Annotated in this window: 12 protein-coding genes; 7 read left to right on the forward strand and 5 right to left on the reverse strand. The window is 71.3% G+C overall.

What is annotated here, in order from left to right; all coding sequences use genetic code 11:
- Position 1: 1 nt before the first annotated feature.
- The 3 genes from K3769_RS36660 to K3769_RS36670 form a co-directional block, all read right to left on the reverse strand.
- Positions 2-424 (reverse strand): hypothetical protein, encoded by a 423-nt coding sequence (locus K3769_RS36660; protein ID WP_267030527.1) that lies wholly within the window; start codon positions 422-424, stop codon positions 2-4.
- Positions 425-491: 67 nt separating this feature from the next.
- Complete coding sequence (locus K3769_RS36665; RefSeq protein WP_267030528.1) at positions 492-2,348, reverse strand: AbeC-like domain-containing protein; 1,857 nt, start codon at positions 2,346-2,348, stop codon at positions 492-494.
- A 197-nt stretch (positions 2,349-2,545) separates the two neighbouring features.
- Complete coding sequence (locus K3769_RS36670; RefSeq protein ID WP_267030529.1) at positions 2,546-3,394, reverse strand: anti-sigma factor antagonist; 849 nt, start codon at positions 3,392-3,394, stop codon at positions 2,546-2,548.
- 131 nt (positions 3,395-3,525) lie between these two features.
- On the opposite strand from K3769_RS36670, the gene K3769_RS36675 reads away from it, so the two are divergent.
- Together K3769_RS36675 and K3769_RS36680 are read left to right on the forward strand one after the other, a co-directional pair.
- Positions 3,526-3,897, forward strand: coding sequence for a helix-turn-helix transcriptional regulator (locus K3769_RS36675; protein WP_267030530.1), 372 nt, complete (start codon positions 3,526-3,528; stop codon positions 3,895-3,897).
- Positions 3,898-4,070: 173 nt separating this feature from the next.
- Positions 4,071-4,244, forward strand: a complete 174-nt coding sequence (locus K3769_RS36680) for a hypothetical protein (RefSeq protein ID WP_199854609.1) — start codon at positions 4,071-4,073, stop codon at positions 4,242-4,244.
- A gap of 76 nt (positions 4,245-4,320) precedes the next feature.
- On the opposite strand, the gene K3769_RS36685 is transcribed toward K3769_RS36680, so the two are convergent.
- Entirely contained in the window at positions 4,321-7,047 is a 2,727-nt protein-coding gene (locus tag K3769_RS36685; RefSeq protein ID WP_267030531.1) for a SpoIIE family protein phosphatase, read from the reverse strand.
- A 758-nt stretch (positions 7,048-7,805) separates the two neighbouring features.
- On the opposite strand from K3769_RS36685, the gene K3769_RS36690 reads away from it, so the two are divergent.
- The 3 genes from K3769_RS36690 (at position 7,806) to K3769_RS36700 (ending at position 11,786) form a co-directional block, all read left to right on the forward strand.
- The gene (locus K3769_RS36690; RefSeq protein WP_267030532.1) at positions 7,806-9,953 is read left to right on the forward strand and encodes a DUF1996 domain-containing protein; all 2,148 of its coding nucleotides are present in this window, start codon (positions 7,806-7,808) and stop codon (positions 9,951-9,953) included.
- A 934-nt stretch (positions 9,954-10,887) separates the two neighbouring features.
- A complete protein-coding gene (locus K3769_RS36695; RefSeq protein WP_267030533.1) occupies positions 10,888-11,427 on the forward strand; it encodes a toxin-antitoxin system, toxin component in 540 nt (179 codons plus the stop codon).
- A 176-nt stretch (positions 11,428-11,603) separates the two neighbouring features.
- A complete protein-coding gene (locus K3769_RS36700) occupies positions 11,604-11,786 on the forward strand; it encodes a hypothetical protein (RefSeq protein WP_267030534.1) in 183 nt (60 codons plus the stop codon).
- Between the two features lie 47 nt (positions 11,787-11,833).
- Here K3769_RS36700 and K3769_RS36705 read toward each other — a convergent pair whose 3' ends face one another.
- On the reverse strand, positions 11,834-12,424 hold the full coding sequence (locus tag K3769_RS36705; RefSeq protein ID WP_267030535.1) for a CGNR zinc finger domain-containing protein: 591 nt from the start codon (positions 12,422-12,424) through the stop codon (positions 11,834-11,836).
- A 161-nt stretch (positions 12,425-12,585) separates the two neighbouring features.
- Here K3769_RS36705 and kstD point away from each other — a divergent pair, with 161 nt between their 5' ends.
- A complete protein-coding gene (gene kstD / locus K3769_RS36710) occupies positions 12,586-14,397 on the forward strand; it encodes a 3-oxosteroid 1-dehydrogenase (protein WP_267030536.1) in 1,812 nt (603 codons plus the stop codon).
- Between the two features lie 81 nt (positions 14,398-14,478).
- Positions 14,479-15,108 (forward strand): GNAT family N-acetyltransferase, encoded by a 630-nt coding sequence (locus K3769_RS36715; RefSeq protein WP_267030537.1) that lies wholly within the window; start codon positions 14,479-14,481, stop codon positions 15,106-15,108.
- Positions 15,109-15,163: the final 55 nt, after the last annotated feature.

The following is a 15,163-nucleotide window of genomic DNA, read 5'->3' on the forward strand; positions in this document are numbered from 1 at the left end:
GTCATCCGAGGAGCTGGGCGATGCCCTGGACGACGGCGGTGGCCGAGGCGACGGCTCCCACGGCCGCGGTCTGCGATCCGAGCCAGCCCCGCACGCCCACCAGCAGCCGGGCGAGACGCTCCGGGCGAGCTGTCCCGGAGCGGACGATCTCGCCCTCCGCGTCCGCCAGTTCGCCGTCGAGGAACCTGTCCTCGGCGCTGCGCTCCTGGACGGGTAGGGCCTCGCGCAGGACGCGGATGGCCCGCAGCAGCTCCTCGTACGGCGGGGCGGCCCCGGACGCGGTGTGGTTGACGGATGTCGCGTGGCCGTGGCTGCCAGTGGCGATCGAACCGCCGCTCATGGAGCCGATGTGCACACTGCCGGAGCCGCTGTCCTGCGCGGGCCCGCCGTCGTTGCCGCCGTTGGGGTGTCCTGTGTCGTTCATGTGCTGGCTCCTCGGGGCCGGGGTCCGGGGTGTCCGGGTCCGGGTTTCGGGTTTCGGGTTTCGGTGTCTAGGCGCCGGTGCGCGGCGGTGTGCCGTTCGTCCCGGCCGGGGGGTTGGTGTGCGCGGTCGCGTGGCCGTGCCTGCCCGTGGCGACGGCGCCCCCGGACATGTCCTGGACGAAGACGCTTCCGCCACTGAGCTGGTAGACGTGCTGTTCGAACTGGTCGGTCCGGTAACCGTGGGACTGCAGCGCCTCGCGCATGCCCTTGACGATGCGCTCCTGCACCGTCTTGATGTACCGGGTGGCGTCCATCTCCTGGTAGGGGGAGAGACGGGTCGTGCCGGCCAGCTGGCGCAGCGAGACACGCGGTACGTCGGGGTCCGCCTCCCGATCGGACCAGCCGGTGCCGAACTCCCTGGCGAGGGTCCTCAAGGCGCCGAGAGCGGTGCTCACCCCGGTCGCGGGCCCGTGTCCGAGTGCGCGTACCGCGCCGCCGGCCCAGGTCTCGGGCAGCCGGTCCACGAGGGCGTCCACGCTCTTGAAGTCCTTGCGGACGGGGCCGAGTACGTACGGGACGACCTCCATCACGAGCATGCCGCCCTGGGTGTGCACACGCACCAGGACGGTCACCACGACCTGTTCGTGCCAGGCGCCGACGCGTACGCGCAGGAAGACACGCCGTCCCTCGCCGCCCTCGTCGACGGCCTCCGCGAGGTGGGCGGCGACCTGCGCGGGGTCGTAGACGGACCGGCCGTCACCGGCGCGCTGTCCGGCCGCCTGTACGGCCCGTACGTCGGAGGTGCCGCCGAGGTGCAGTTGCTCGTCGCGGCCGACACCCCCCGGCAGACAGACGAAGCGGTCGATCTCCAGCTCGCGCAGCCGGTCCTTCCCGGTGAGCGCGGCGGACTCGCGCAGCCGCACCAACTGCGGCTCGATCATGGTGAGCGCGCCCTCCGCGGTGAGCGGACCGTGGTTCTGGTGCGGAATCAGGGCGCCGTCGGGGGAGGGGGAAGGGGAGCCGGTGTCCGGGGCGGTGGGTTCGTCCGGCGCGGCGGAGCGCTTGCGCAGTTCCATCGCGAAGGACCAGGCCCGGCGGGGCGTGCCCATTCCGACGAAGGGACTGTCCGGCTCGTACAGGGTCAGTGCGGCCGCCTGCTCGCGGCGGATGCTGGTGACGAGGTCCTCGTACAACGGGCCCGGGGGCAGGTCCGGCTGCGCCGTCGTCGGGAACGTCCAGCGTGACAGCCAGCGGCACAGGGCCCTGCGCTGAGTGGTCTCGTGCCACCAGGCGATCAGGGCGATGAGCAGCGGAAAGAGCAGCGGATAGGGCGTCTGTACGTCACCGCCCAGCACCCCGGCCACGAACCAGCACCAGTAGAAGAGGGCGAACAGCGTGGCGCCCACGGTCACCGCGAGGCCGAGACCGGCGGCGGCCTTCGCCACCGGAGCGGGCAGGCCCGCCTGGCGGCCGTCGGCGCCCTGCGCGCGCACCGATTGAGCGAACCAGAGGCCGAGGGCGACGAACGCGTAGAACTGCGACCACGGCATGGGCAGTCCGGCGGTCAGCCGGTCGTCGCCCGCGTAGAACGCGGTGAACACATCGCCGAGGCCGACCTCGGCCCCCTCGCCCCAGCGGTCGGCGACGCTGTCCCAGAACATCACGACGTCCGACAGCAGAAAGCCCAGCCAGGCAGCCAGCATCAGCCCCGCGGTACGGGACTCCTGCCGGGTGATGCGCACGGCGTGCGCCAGCACGGGAAGCACGTCGACGCCCAGCGGCGGGGCAACGGGACGCTCCTGATGCGCCACCAGTTCGTCGATGACCCGTCGGCGGAAGGAGGCGTCCTGGTACGTGCCGGCGCACAGCAGCCGGGTCGCCTCCGTGCGGTTGTACGGATGTTCCGGGAGGCTCACTCCGGCCACGTCGCTCCTCTGTCCCCGATGCGCGCTGATGCGTCCTGACGCGCCTGATGTGCGGGCGCCTGCGCAGGGAAGGGAAGTTAGTGGACGCGGAGCCCGACTCGGGCGGTCCGTCCGGATGTGCCCTTCGTAAGGATGAAAGGCATCTTTTCAACTGGACAGGGCGCGCCGGCCGTGCGAGGCCCCGGTCGCCACCGAGTTCACGGCTCCGATCGCTGCGTCGCCGCGCGGCTCGCGGTGACTTCGGCGACCGCCGCGGACAGTTGCTGGCGCAGGGCCTCGGGCAGCGGCTCGCCCGTGACGGCGGCCACCGTGCTCTCGGCGAGGTGGAACAGCTTGATGTTGGCGTTCTGCGAGACCGCGACGAGTACGCTCCACGCGTCGTCGGGATCCAGCCCGAAAGACGCCATCAGGACCCCGCGGGCCAGATCGATGACCGGCCGCGTCTGCATGGCGCGCCGCAGCTGGAGGATCTCCACGCGCAGACTCTGCTCCGCGTCGGCGGTGTCAGTGGTGTCGGTGGTGTCGGTGGTGTCGACCAGTTCGACGGCCTCCGTGGCGTCACCGGACAACGATCTCTCCTCCGTGGTGCTGTGCTTCGTGCCGTGGTGCGGGTCCTCGTTCCCGCGAGGGCTGCCGCGGTCGTCGTCGCTCGCGGGCCTGAACAGTGACGAGGTGTCCGAGAGCGTGAGCAGTCGCTCGACGGCGCGGCTCGCGGAGCGTACGGCGACCGTCTTGCCGTCCGCCGACGCGCGTCGGTGGACGAGCAGCAGGACGTTGAGTCCGGAGCAGTCGCAGAAGTCGACTCCCGCCAGGTCGAGGTCGACCCCGCGTACCGACTCGGCGAGGGCTTCACCCAGGGTGTGCCGCAGCGCCGGGCAGGTGTCCATGTCGATCTCACCGGTCGCCACGACGGCGATCCGCTCACCGGTGCGATGCGTCTCGACCTTCAGGGCCGCGGTGGCGGGCTCCCGCGCGAGACCGGGCGGCCCTCCGCCGAAGACTGCGCAAGAACCCCCGGCCTGCGCGGAAAGCGTTGGTTTCGACATGGCAGCCGCTCCCGGGGCATCCACCGTCACTGTCTCCTCCAGATTCGGCTCCAAACTTTCACACGTCAAGAGATACATGAAATTTCTTTCACCCTTTGGTTTGCGTGAATCGCAGGTCGTATGCTGTGGCCATGGGTGATGTACCTGAGACGCATACCGGCTGGACGTTCCTCACCAATCACGCCCGGGTGCTGGCCGCGATCGCCGAGAACCAGAACACGCGCATCCGTGACATCGCGGCCCGCTGCAGGCTGACCGAGCGTGCCGTGCAGAAGATCATTTCCGATCTGGAGCAGGACGGCTATCTCACCCACACCCGGCAGGGGCGCACGAACGAATACCGCATCGAGCCGGGGACGATCCTGCGCCACCCGGCCGACGCCGGCCTGTCCGTCGCCGGTCTGCTGTCCCTGCTGGAGCAGCACGACGCCGAGCGCGATACGGGGCCGCCGTCGCCGCGGAAGGCACCGGCCGCCGAGCGGGACCCCCGCCCCGACCGCTGACCCCGGTTCCACCCGTTCGGGGGACCGGCGGGCGTGACGGCGGCGCGACCCGGACGCGGCGGGGTTTCCGGGCGCCGCAGCGGGGGACCCGGCACCGGTAGACGACACATGGCAGCGAGATGACGCAGACCCGGCCTTCACGGGACAGGGGTGCGGAAGGAATGTGAGGGGTCGTGACCGCGTACGGCAGCACACAGGACACCGTCCGTCGCCCCGAGACCGGCTGGGCGCAGGCCCGTCGCCGCCGGGTGGGAGGCGTGCGTTTCTGCCTTCCGGCGACAGCCGACAGGGACACCCGCCGCACTTCCGCGGAGCCCGAGGGGAACATCGTCAGGGGCGAGGACTGAACGAGGCGCGGACCGGACGGGGCGTGGCACTGCGGTTTCCGCACCGCCTCCGCACGCCCTCCGCCGCGCCTGCGGTTCAGGGGAGCGGTTGTTCCGTCCAGATCACCTTGCCCGCGGGCGTGTACCGCGTGCCCCAGCGCTCGGTGAGCTGAGCCACGAGGAACAGACCGCGTCCGCCCTCGTCCGTCGAGGCCGCGTACCGCAGATGCGGTGAGGTGTTGCTGCCGTCGAAGACCTCGCAGATCAGGCTGCGGTCGAGGAGCATACGGACCTCGATGGGGCCGTGGCCGTACCGGATCGCGTTGGTGACCAGCTCGCTGAGGATCAGCTCCGTCGTGAACACCAGGTCGTCCAGCCCCCACTCCGTCAGCTGCCGGGTGACCGAGGCGCGTACCTCGCCGACGGCCGCCGGGTCGGACGGCACCCGCCATTCGGCGATGCGGTCGTCGCCCAGCGCGCGGGTGCCCGCGACGATCAGGGCGATGTCGTCGCCGGGGTGCGCCGGGAGCAGGGCGTCGAGGACGGCCCGGCAGGTGTCCTCGGGTGAGCGGTCGGCCCCCGTCAGGGCGGTCCGCAGGAGTTCGAGGCCGACGTCGATGTCCCGTTCCCGGTCCTCGACGAGTCCGTCCGTGTAGAGGACGAGCCTGCTGCCCTCCTCCAGCTTCAGCTCGGCCGTCTCGAAGGGGAGACCGCCGAGACCGAGCGGCGGCCCGGCGGGCACGTCGGGGAAGTCGACACTGCCGTCCGGGCGGACCACCGCGGGCGGCGGATGGCCGGCCCGGGCCACGGTGCACTGCCGGGTGGTCGGGTCGTAGACGGCGTACAGGCAGGTGGCACCGGTGATCGCGGCGCTGCCGTCCTCCGTCGCCTCGTCCTGGTCGATCCGGCCGACCAGTTCGTCGAGGAGACCGAGCAGTTCGTCGGGCGGCAGGTCGAGCGCGGAGAAGTTGTGGACCGCCGTGCGCAGCCGCCCCATGGTGGCCGCCGCGTGCAGGCCGTGGCCCACGACGTCGCCGACGACCAGCGCGACCCGGGCGCCGGACAGCGGCAGCACGTCGAACCAGTCGCCGCCCACCCCCGCCTGGGCGGGAAGGTAGCGGTAGGAGATGTCCAGGGCACTCTGTTCGGGCAGATTGCGCGGCAGCAGACTGCGCTGCAGGGCCTCGGCCATGGTGTGCTCGCGGGTGTAGCGGCGCGCGTTGTCGATGGAGATCGCGGCCCGGGCGACCAACTCCTCGGCGAGGGCCAGTTCCTCCTCGTCGAACGGCTCGGGCTTCTCGGAGCGCCAGAAGTTCGCCACCCCCAGCACCAGGTTCCCCGCCCGCAGGGGGACCGTGATCAGCGAGTGGATCCCGTACTCCACGACCTGCGCGGTGCGCTCCAGGTCCTGGGCGAGCCAGCCGTGCGCCTCCTTCAGCGCGGGCGCGACCACGGCCTCGCCGGTGCCGAGGCTGTGCGCCTGCGGTGTGGAGGCGATGAACCCGATCCGCTCGCCCGCCCGGTACAGGGGAGCGTCCTCGCGGATCCCGCTGTACGCCGTACGGCGCAGCGAGGTGCCCGCGTCCGGTTCGCCACCGCTGAGCACGGCCTCGGACAGGTCCACCGTGGCGAAGTCCGCGAACCGCGGGACGGCGACCTCGGCCAGTTCCTCGGCGGTCCGGGTCACGTCCAGGGTCGTACCGATGCCCACGCCGGCGTCGTACAGGAGCTTGAGGTGTTCCCGGGCGACCTCGGCCCTGCCGGAGAGCGCGCGCAGTTCGGTCGAGTCGCGGAGCGTGGCGACACTGCCCGCCGGGCCGCCCTTGAGGTCGGTGGGGCGCTGGTTGATGGCCAGCAGCCGGTCGCCGACCAGGCGCACCTCGTCGGTGACGACGTGCCCCGAGGCCAGCAAGGCGGCGGTGTCCGCGTCCAGGCCGAGTTCGAGGACGTGGCGTCCCTCGGCGTCCTCCGGAAGATCCAGCAGCCGGTGGGCCTCGTCGTTGGCGAGCAGCAGCCTGCCCTCGCCGCCGACGATGAGCACTCCCTCCCGGACGGCGTGCAGCACCGCGTCGTGGTGCTCGTACATCCGGGTCATCTCGAACGGTCCCAGGCCGTGGGTCTGGCGCATCAGCCGTCTGCTCACCAGGGCCGTGCCGCCCAGCGCCAGTGCCAGGGCCGCCGCCGCGGCGGTCAGCAGGAGGGGCAGTTGGCGGTCCCCGACCCCTCCCACGTTCTCGGTCGTGATGCCCGCCGAGACGAGACCCACGACCGTGCCGTCGTCGGCCTTGACCGGCACCACGGCCTGTACGAGGGGCCCGAGGGTGCCGGTGATCTCCTCGGTGAAGGACTTGCCCGCCAGTGCCGGGCCGAGGGTTCCGACGAACTTCTTGCCGATCCGGTCCGGTTTGGGGTGGGTGTAGCGGATGCCGTCGGTGTTCAGCACCACGACGAAGTCGACCTTGGACCCCATACGGGCCGCCTCGGCGCGCGGCTGGAGCACGGCCGTGGGATCGGGGGAGCTCAGTGCCTCGCGGGTGCCCGGAGCGTTGGCGAACGTCTCGGCGACGGCCAGGGAGCGGTTCCGCGCCTCCGTCGTGCTGTCGTGGCGCACCTGCAGGACGAGGGCGCCGACCGCGGCCACGACCAGCAGCAGCACGATCGCCACCTGGAGCAGGAAGACCTGACCGGCGACGCTGCGTCCGGCCAGCGCCTGTTGGGTCCGCCGCCCGTGTGCTCGGCCGGGGCGGTCACGCCTGCGTCGCGCGCGCAGGCCGCTGAGGCGGGAGGTCGACCGAGCCCAGGATCGACCCGAGAATCGGACCATATGCTCATGTCTACACTGCCGGGGGCCAGGAGGCGAGGGGCGCCCTGGGTGTGAGGGGTGAAGATCGGGTCCGGATGGCTCAGACCTCTGGCGGAAACGGGACGAGGACGTACGGGCGTCACACGCCGTCCCGTCCCTGCCGACTGCCTCGTCGGCGCGTGTGGTGCGGACCGGTCCGGCGAGATTCCGGACGCGCAGGGCGGTGGCGCGGCGTCCGGTGGGAGCGGCGCCCGATGGCCGTCGGCGCCGACTGGTACCGGGGGCGGGCGAGGCGGTCCGTCCCATGGCCACGGCCACGGTGCCCGTGATGGCCTCCGCGCCTGCGGCCAGCCGCATCCCGGTCCGTGATGCGGCCGGGACGGCAGGGCGACAGCGACCCCGACCGCACTGCGCGGCCCCGGTCAGCCTCGCGGTGGCGGGCGGTGTGGGTGGCACGCCCCGGCGTGCCAACAGCGGCGTAAGGCGCGCGAGCTGACGGCGTATCTCCCCGTGGTCGCCGGAATGACCCGCCACCAGTGGTGACCTGACCATCGCAAACCGGCGGAAACGCTAGCAGTCGCGCCCCGACGGAGCGCATCAGAGTGGTCTTCCCCAACCAGACCGCAGGAAAACGTGATTGCCCGGACACGGGTCTCGCAAACGTCTGGTTCGTGAGAGGTTTCTATGAATCCGAGATGTGTCTGAACACTCGGAGCTTCATCTCCGTATGAGGCGGGGGATTGCCATGCCCGTCGGCAACGAAGCGTAGGAGTAGATCCTTGGGACGCAACACGCGCAGACGCCCAACAGGCGCACGACGCGCGACCATCGGGGCGGTCGCGCTGATGCTGGGAGGAGGTGGGCTGGTAGCGGCGAACGTCTACGCCACTGCCTCCGAAAGCACCTCGGGCCAGACCGACCAGGTCCTTGCCTCGGGTGCCGCCACGATCGACTGCCCGGATGTGGGCAGTGAGCTGGCCGCGGTGCCGGACGGGTCCAAGACGGAGGTCGACAAGCAACTCGCCCTCCTGGACAAGCAGATCGCCGAGGCGTATCAGCGGCTGCAGAGCTCGGCGGACGCCATCAAGCAGGACGCCGCCTTCGCCCAGAACTCGATCATGAACCCGCTCAAGGACAAGCGAGTGGCGACCATCGAGCGCATCGTGGCGGCCATCGACGCCGTGGGCGACCGCCCCGAGGGGCTGGACGCCTTCGCACCCTGCATACTCCGCGCCTCCGGCAACCAGGACGCGCCGGAGAACGGTCAGGACGGCGAAGGGAACGGTGACGCCCAGGACGGCAGTGCCGAGGACGGCGCCGGCCAGGACGGCCAGGACCAGGGTCAGGATCAGGGCGACGGCCAGGAGCAAGGCCAGGGCCAGGAGCAGGGTGGCGACCAGGGGCAGGGCGAGCAGCCTCCCGGCAACGGCGGTCAGGCCGGCAACGGCCCCGTGGCAGCCGACTTCGTGGACATCTCCACCGTCAAGCCGAACGTGTCGAAGCCGGCCGCCCAGGGCAACGCCTCCAAGGGCTCCTTCGTCACCAAGTGCGGTGTGAACGAGAACGGCCTGTTCAACTCCGACAACGTGATCGTGGCCCCCGGTGTCAGCAACGGCGCCCACCACTTCCACGACTACGTCGGCAACCAGTCCAACGACGCCTTCGCGAGCGACGAGGACCTGGCGAACGCCCAGACCTCCTGCGAGAACCAGGGCGACAAGTCCTCGTACTTCTGGCCCGTGCTGCGGCTGCAGAACGGCGACGACGAGAAGGACGCCGGCTCTCCGGGCGGTGGCATCGAGGGCAACGCCGGCCAGATCATCCGGCCCAAGGCGGCCACGATGTCGTTCGAGGGCAGCCCGCGCGGTGACGTCACGGCCATGCCGAAGCTGCTGCGCATCATCACCGGCGACGCCAAGGCGTTCGTCAACGGCCCCACCAACGCCAACGCGTCGTGGAGCTGCACCGGCTTCGAGGACCGGCAGTTGAAGGACAAGTACCCCCTCTGCCCCCAGGGCAGTGACGTGGTCCGCACCTTCAGGTTCCAGAGCTGCTGGGACGGCCGGAACATCGACAGTGCCAACCACCGCACCCACGTGGCGTTCGCCACCGCGGACGGCAGCTGTGCGAACGACTTCAAGGCCATCCCGCAGCTGGTGCAGCGCATCGTCTACGACGTCGACGCGCCCAGCGTGGCCGACGGCGGGAAGTCGAAGCCGTTCTTCGCGGTCGACTCCTTCCCCGAGCAGCTGCACAAGCCGGTCACCGACCACGGCGACTTCATCAACGTCTTCGACGAGGCACTGATGAAGGAGATGGTGGACTGCATCAACGACGGCCGTAAGTGCGACGGCGCCGATGACGGCGGCAACGGCGGCGGCAATGGCGGCGGCGGTAACGGCGGGGGCGGCAACGGAGGCGGCGGTAACGGCGGTGGCGGTGGCGGCGAGGAGCCGACCGACCCGCCGGCGACCACTCCGGCCCCGGACCCGACCGAGGGCAACGAGCAGCCGGGCGACGACGAGCCCGGTGACAACGGTCAGGGCGAGACTCCCGCGGACAACGGCGGCGAGAACACCGCGAAGCCCTCGGCCGGCAACACCGAGGCGACCGAGGCCGCGGGCGGCGCCGACAAGGGCAAGAACGACGAGGGCAAGAACGACCAGGGCAAGGGCAACGCCGAGCCCAAGGCGGCCACATCGCCGTCGGCGACCCAGCGGGACGCGGGCGCTTCCACGGGCGACGCGGACACCGGCGCCGCCGTGCCCGGCCCCGAACCCTCGGACGCGGGCGGCGTGGCCGCACCCCAGGCGGTGACGGGCGGACTCGCGGAAACGGGTACGAGCCTGTGGCCCGCGGCGGCCGGAGGACTGCTGGTGATCGCCGGCTTCGTGCTCCTGCGCCGTATCAGCAGCAGGTCGAGGTAGCGACAGGCAGCGGCAGGCAGCGGCACGGTCGCACATGCCGCACGGAGGGCGGTCGGAACTGCGCGGGCAGTTCCGACCGCCCTCCGTGCGTGCGGGGCACGGCATTCCGGGATGCGGTATCCCGGCACGCGGTCTCCCGGCCTGCGGCGGGGGTCGTGAGGCGAGCAGCAAGAAGCCCCGGCTGGACGGGGGAGACCAGCCGGGGCCGTGTGCGGTGTCTGCGGAGGGCGGTCGCCTCTCGGCGAATGGCTCCATGGGGCTTCAGCCGAACGATCTTCCCCATGGGCTTGGGTGAGGCCCGGGGACACTGTCCCCTCCGCAGCCACGTACAGAAGAACGGCCGACCGCTCCCGCTTGTTCCGTGCCCAGGGCAGTGCACCGCGTGAGCTGCGGCACACACCGCGACGAGTGACTGGATCAAGCCCTCCCCGGAGAGCGGAAAAGCGCCTCCTTCACCGCGGCGGGGGACGAGCGGCGCTTGCGACACCTCACACCCGGCCGAAGTACATCCCCCACAAGCAGGGACGATGCCGGCCCAGCAGAGCGGCCGTCGCGTGCGGCCCGGCATGCGCCGTGGATGGTCGGCGTTCCGCCGACCGAGGGAGAGCGCTGGGAGCGCAACGGATGCGCCAGGACCAGACCAGCGCATGTCGGGTTTGTTCGGTATTTCAGATCGCCGCCTTCCGCGTACTTCTTCCGGCTCGGTGTGGCCGACGCGGCTCTGGTTTGACATATTTGCCTACCGAGTTGGGCGCGCTGGAGCCCGTGCCGGTGGTCAGGACCGAGGGCGTCGCCCCGGGCCCGTCCTCCGCACGACCGCCGAACGCCTTCGACCGGGTGTACGGCAGGCAGGGTGGGATTCGGCGGACGCCGTGCGACGGTGCCCGTGCTGAGGTTCGCGGGGAGAGCGGTGCGCACAGGCAAAGCCAGAGAGATGCGGAAACTGATCGGTCAGCTGGTCGACGGGCTGACACTGCCCGTACCCACGGAGCCCGACACCCTGTTCGCCGCGCTGGTCACGACCGTGAGCGAGCTGAGAGGCCGTGAGGTCCGGCTCGTGAAGGAGGAGTTCCCTCACCAGACCGCCAGCGGACTGTGGCTCGACCTGCCCGCCTACGACCTGATCGTGGTGGACAAGCGGGCGACGCCGATGCATCAGTTGGCGATCTTCTTCCATGAGGTGTGGCACATGCTCAGGGGGGACTGTGGCAACCACGTCGTGGGCAAGGCGGTGGCGGCCCGCATGGCCACGACCGGCGCCGAACTCCCCGAACTGCGGGAACCGGTACGCAAAGTGGCCGCCCGCACCGAGTTCGACCGGCGCGAGGAGGCGGACGCCGAGCGGTTCGGACTGCTGGCGGTCACCCGTCTTCGCGTCTGGTTGGAGGGCGAACCCGACAGCGCGGCCATGGACCGGAGCAAGATCGCCGGCCGCATCGGTGCGTCACTGGGGCAGCGCCGGCCGCGGGGCTGAGCGGTGGACCCGGCTCCTCTCAGCGGCTCGCGCAGGGCCGCTACGCCGCACGGACCGGGGGTGGCGGATCCGTCACCCCCTTGACTGGTGACGACCCCACTGAGAGGATCGTCACCAGTCAGGCGGGTGACGTCGTATGGGCGGCGTCCGATGGCTCTGAGGTGCGGGAGGCCGGGATGGCGCAGGGTGAGAAGGTTCGGGTTCCGGATGTCGCCGAGGCGGCACGCAGTGCGCGCTTCGGTGCGCTGCCGGAGAGGGTCCGTCTCGCGGACACCGTCGAGGAGAGGCCGGCCATGGCCCCGGACCCCGCGCGGAACGCGTACAACGACGACGAGTGGCTCGTACGGACGTGTATCTGACGTTCGCCGTTCAACGGCCCGCGCGTCCGTGAGTGCGGGTAAAGGTGTCAGCGGGTGTGGGCGCCGGCCTGCGCGGCAGGTGCGGCAGGTGCCCGCGCCTCCTTCTTGCGGGCGCGGTACGCCGCAGCCTTGAGCTTGTTCCCGCAGGACTCCATGCCGCACCACTGCCGGCGCATCCCGCGGGACCGGTCGATGTAGACGCGGGTGCACTCGGGATTGCCGCACTCCTTGAGCAGCGGTACGTCGGGACCGCTGAGCACCTCGACGGCATGCCGGGCCACCGTGGACAGCGCTTCCTCCTGGGTCGCGTCCGTCCGCCGCCCCGCCGCGGTGAGCTGCGGTGTCGCCGGAGGCCTGCGGGCCGCGCCGTTCACCGTGGCGAGCGCCTCGCCGTCGAAGGGCTCTCCGAGGCGCCGGGCGGTGACCAGTGCGTAGACGGCCTCACGTACGGCGACCGCACGCGCGAGGTCGGATTCCGTGGCGGGGAAGACGGTGTCGACGATTCCCGCTTCCAGGTACCACGCGTCCAGCCGCTCCGGTGACGTGAACATCTCGAAGCGCAGGGTGCGGCGGGCGCGGAGTGTCGTGGCGAAGTCCAGGGCCGGGTTTCCGCACACGAAGGCGTGATCCACATTCACGTCACCATCCTGACAGGTGACGATTTCCTGTGCAAGGTCCGCTCGCGGGGTGTGGCGGCCGGCCCCGGCGTGGCCCTTGACTTCCCAAGACCCCCGCGCCACATTCCTGACTCCGCCGTCTCCTCTCGTCTTCCTTCGCCGTCCGGTTGGAGCGCCCTGCCATGGCCACAAGCGCGGACCCCGCAAGACGTACGGACCACCCTGGCCCCTCCTCTTCCTCCGCCCCGTCGAGGCGCCGCGTGTTGGGCGCGGCGACCGGAACAGGGCTCGCGCTCGCCGCCGGGCTCCCCGGTACGGCCCGCGCGGCCGACCTGCCGCTCCTCGGCACGTACGACGTCGTCGTGATCGGGTCGGGCGCGGCGGGGATGACCGCCGCGCTGACGGCCGCGAAGCAGGGCTTGACCTGCGTCGTCGTGGAGAAGGCGGGTACTTTCGGCGGTTCGGCGGCCCGCTCGGGCGCCGGGATCTGGATTCCGAACAACCCGGTGATCCTGGCCGCGGGTGTCCCCGACACCCCGGCGAAGGCGGCGGGTTATCTGGCGGCCGTGGTCGGCCCCGAGGTCCCCGCGGACCGCAGACAGGCCTTCCTCGGACAGGGACCGGCCATGATCTCCTTCGTCATGGCCAACAGCCCTCTGCGGTTCCGCTTCATGGAGGGCTACAGCGACTACTACCCGGAACTGCCCGGCGGTCTGCCCGGCGGCCGTTCCATCGAACCCGCCCAGCTCGACGGCACCGTCCTCGGCGCGGAACTGGCCCGGCTGAACCCTCCGTACCTGCCGGTGCCCAGCGGCATGGTCGTCTTCAGCACCGACTACAAGTGGCTCGCCCTTTCGGCGGTCAGTGTGAAGGGAGCCGCCGTCGCCACCGAGTGCCTGGCCCGCGGTACCAGGGCGGCGCTCCTCGGCCAGAAACCCCTCACCATGGGCCAGTCACTGGCGGCCGGGCTGCGCGCCGGACTGCTCGCGGCCCAGGTGCCGGTGTGGCTGAACACCCCGCTCACCGAGCTGTACACGGAGAACGGCACCACCGCCGGAGCCGTGGTGACCAGGAACGGCGCGCCCGGCCTGGTCAGGGCGCGCCACGGAGTGATCGTCGGCTCGGGCGGCTTCGAGCACAACGCGGCCATGCGGGCCCAGTACCAGCGACAGCCCATCGGCACCGAGTGGACGGTCGGCGCGAAGGAGAACACGGGTGACGGCATCCGGGCGGGACGGCAGGCCGGCGCCGCACTCGACCTGATGGACGACGCCTGGTGGGGCCCGGCCATCCCGCTGCCCGGCCAGCCGTACTTCTGCCTCGCCGAACGCACCCTGCCCGGCGGCCTCCTCGTCAACGCCGCCGGAGCGCGCTTCGTCAACGAGGCGGCCCCCTACAGCGATGTCGTGCACACCATGTACGACAAGAACGCCACCGCGCCGCACATCCCGGCCTGGCTGATCGTCGACCAGAACTACCGCAACCGCTACCTCTTCAGGGACGTCGCCCCGACCTTCGTCCTCCCCGACGCGTGGTACGAGTCCGGCGCCGCCCACAAGGCCTGGACGCTCGACGCCCTCGCGCAGGGGATCGGTGTGCCGGCCGCTGCCCTGCGGGCCACAGTCAACCGCTTCAACAGCATGGCCCGGAGCGGCACCGACACCGACTTCCACCGCGGCGACAGTGTCTACGACCACTACTACACCGACCCCGCGATCCTCCCGAACTCCTGCCTGGCACCGCTGTGGCTCGCCCCCTACTACGCGTTCAGGATCGTCCCGGGCGACCTGGGTACCAAGGGCGGCCTGCGCACGGACGCCCGGGCGCGCGTACTGCGCCCGGACGGCTCCGTCATCCCCGGCCTGTACGCCGCCGGAAACGCCAGCGCGGCGGTCATGGGACACAGCTACGCGGGCGCGGGCTCGACGATCGGCCCGGCGATGACCTTCGGCTACATCGCCGCCCGGGACATCGCGGCGGTCGCCGGGGCGTGAGGTCCGGCGGGAAGCCGTGGCCCGCGCGGAAGGAGGCCGGTCCCTTGTGGGAGCGCTCCCGTGGCGGCCAGGATGCTCGGCATGCGCCCTCAGCCGAGCATCCGCCCGTACCGACCCGCCGACCGTGCCGCCGTCGCCGACATCTGTGTGAGAACCGCCCTCGACGGAGGGGATTCGCGAGCGCGTTATCCCGACGAGGAGTTGCTGCCGTCCATCTTCGCCGCGCCCTACTGCCACCTGGAGCCGGAACTCGCCTTCGTCCTCGACGACGGCTCGGGGTCCCCGGTCGGCTACGTCCTCGGCACGGCCGACACGGAACAGTTCGTCAAGAACTTCCGTACGGCCTGGCTCCCCCGGGTCGCCGGACGCTACCCCGAGCCGAGCGCGGAACCCCGGACACCCAGCGAGGAGATGATCGTTCTCCTGCACACGCCCGAGCGCATGATCCTGCCCGACCTGGCCGCCCATCCGGCCCATCTGCACATAGACCTCCTGCCGGACTGGCAGCGGCGCGGCTTCGGACGGGGACTGATGAGAACCTTCCTCGCCGCCCTGCACGACCGCGGGGTCCCGGCGGTCCACCTCGGCATGGTCACCGCCAATGTGGCCGCGCGGGCGTTCTACGACCGCCTCGGCTTCCACGAGATCCCCGTCCCCGACCCCGGTCCGCTCACCTACCTCGGCAGGCCGACGGCCGTGGGCACCCTGTGAGTCCGGTGTGAGCGTGTGGGTGCGGCCCTTGGGCGGACGGCCTGTCGTACCCGTC

Source organism: Streptomyces ortus (genome assembly GCF_026341275.1).
In the GTDB taxonomy this organism is placed as follows: Bacteria; Actinomycetota; Actinomycetes; order Streptomycetales; family Streptomycetaceae; genus Streptomyces; species Streptomyces ortus.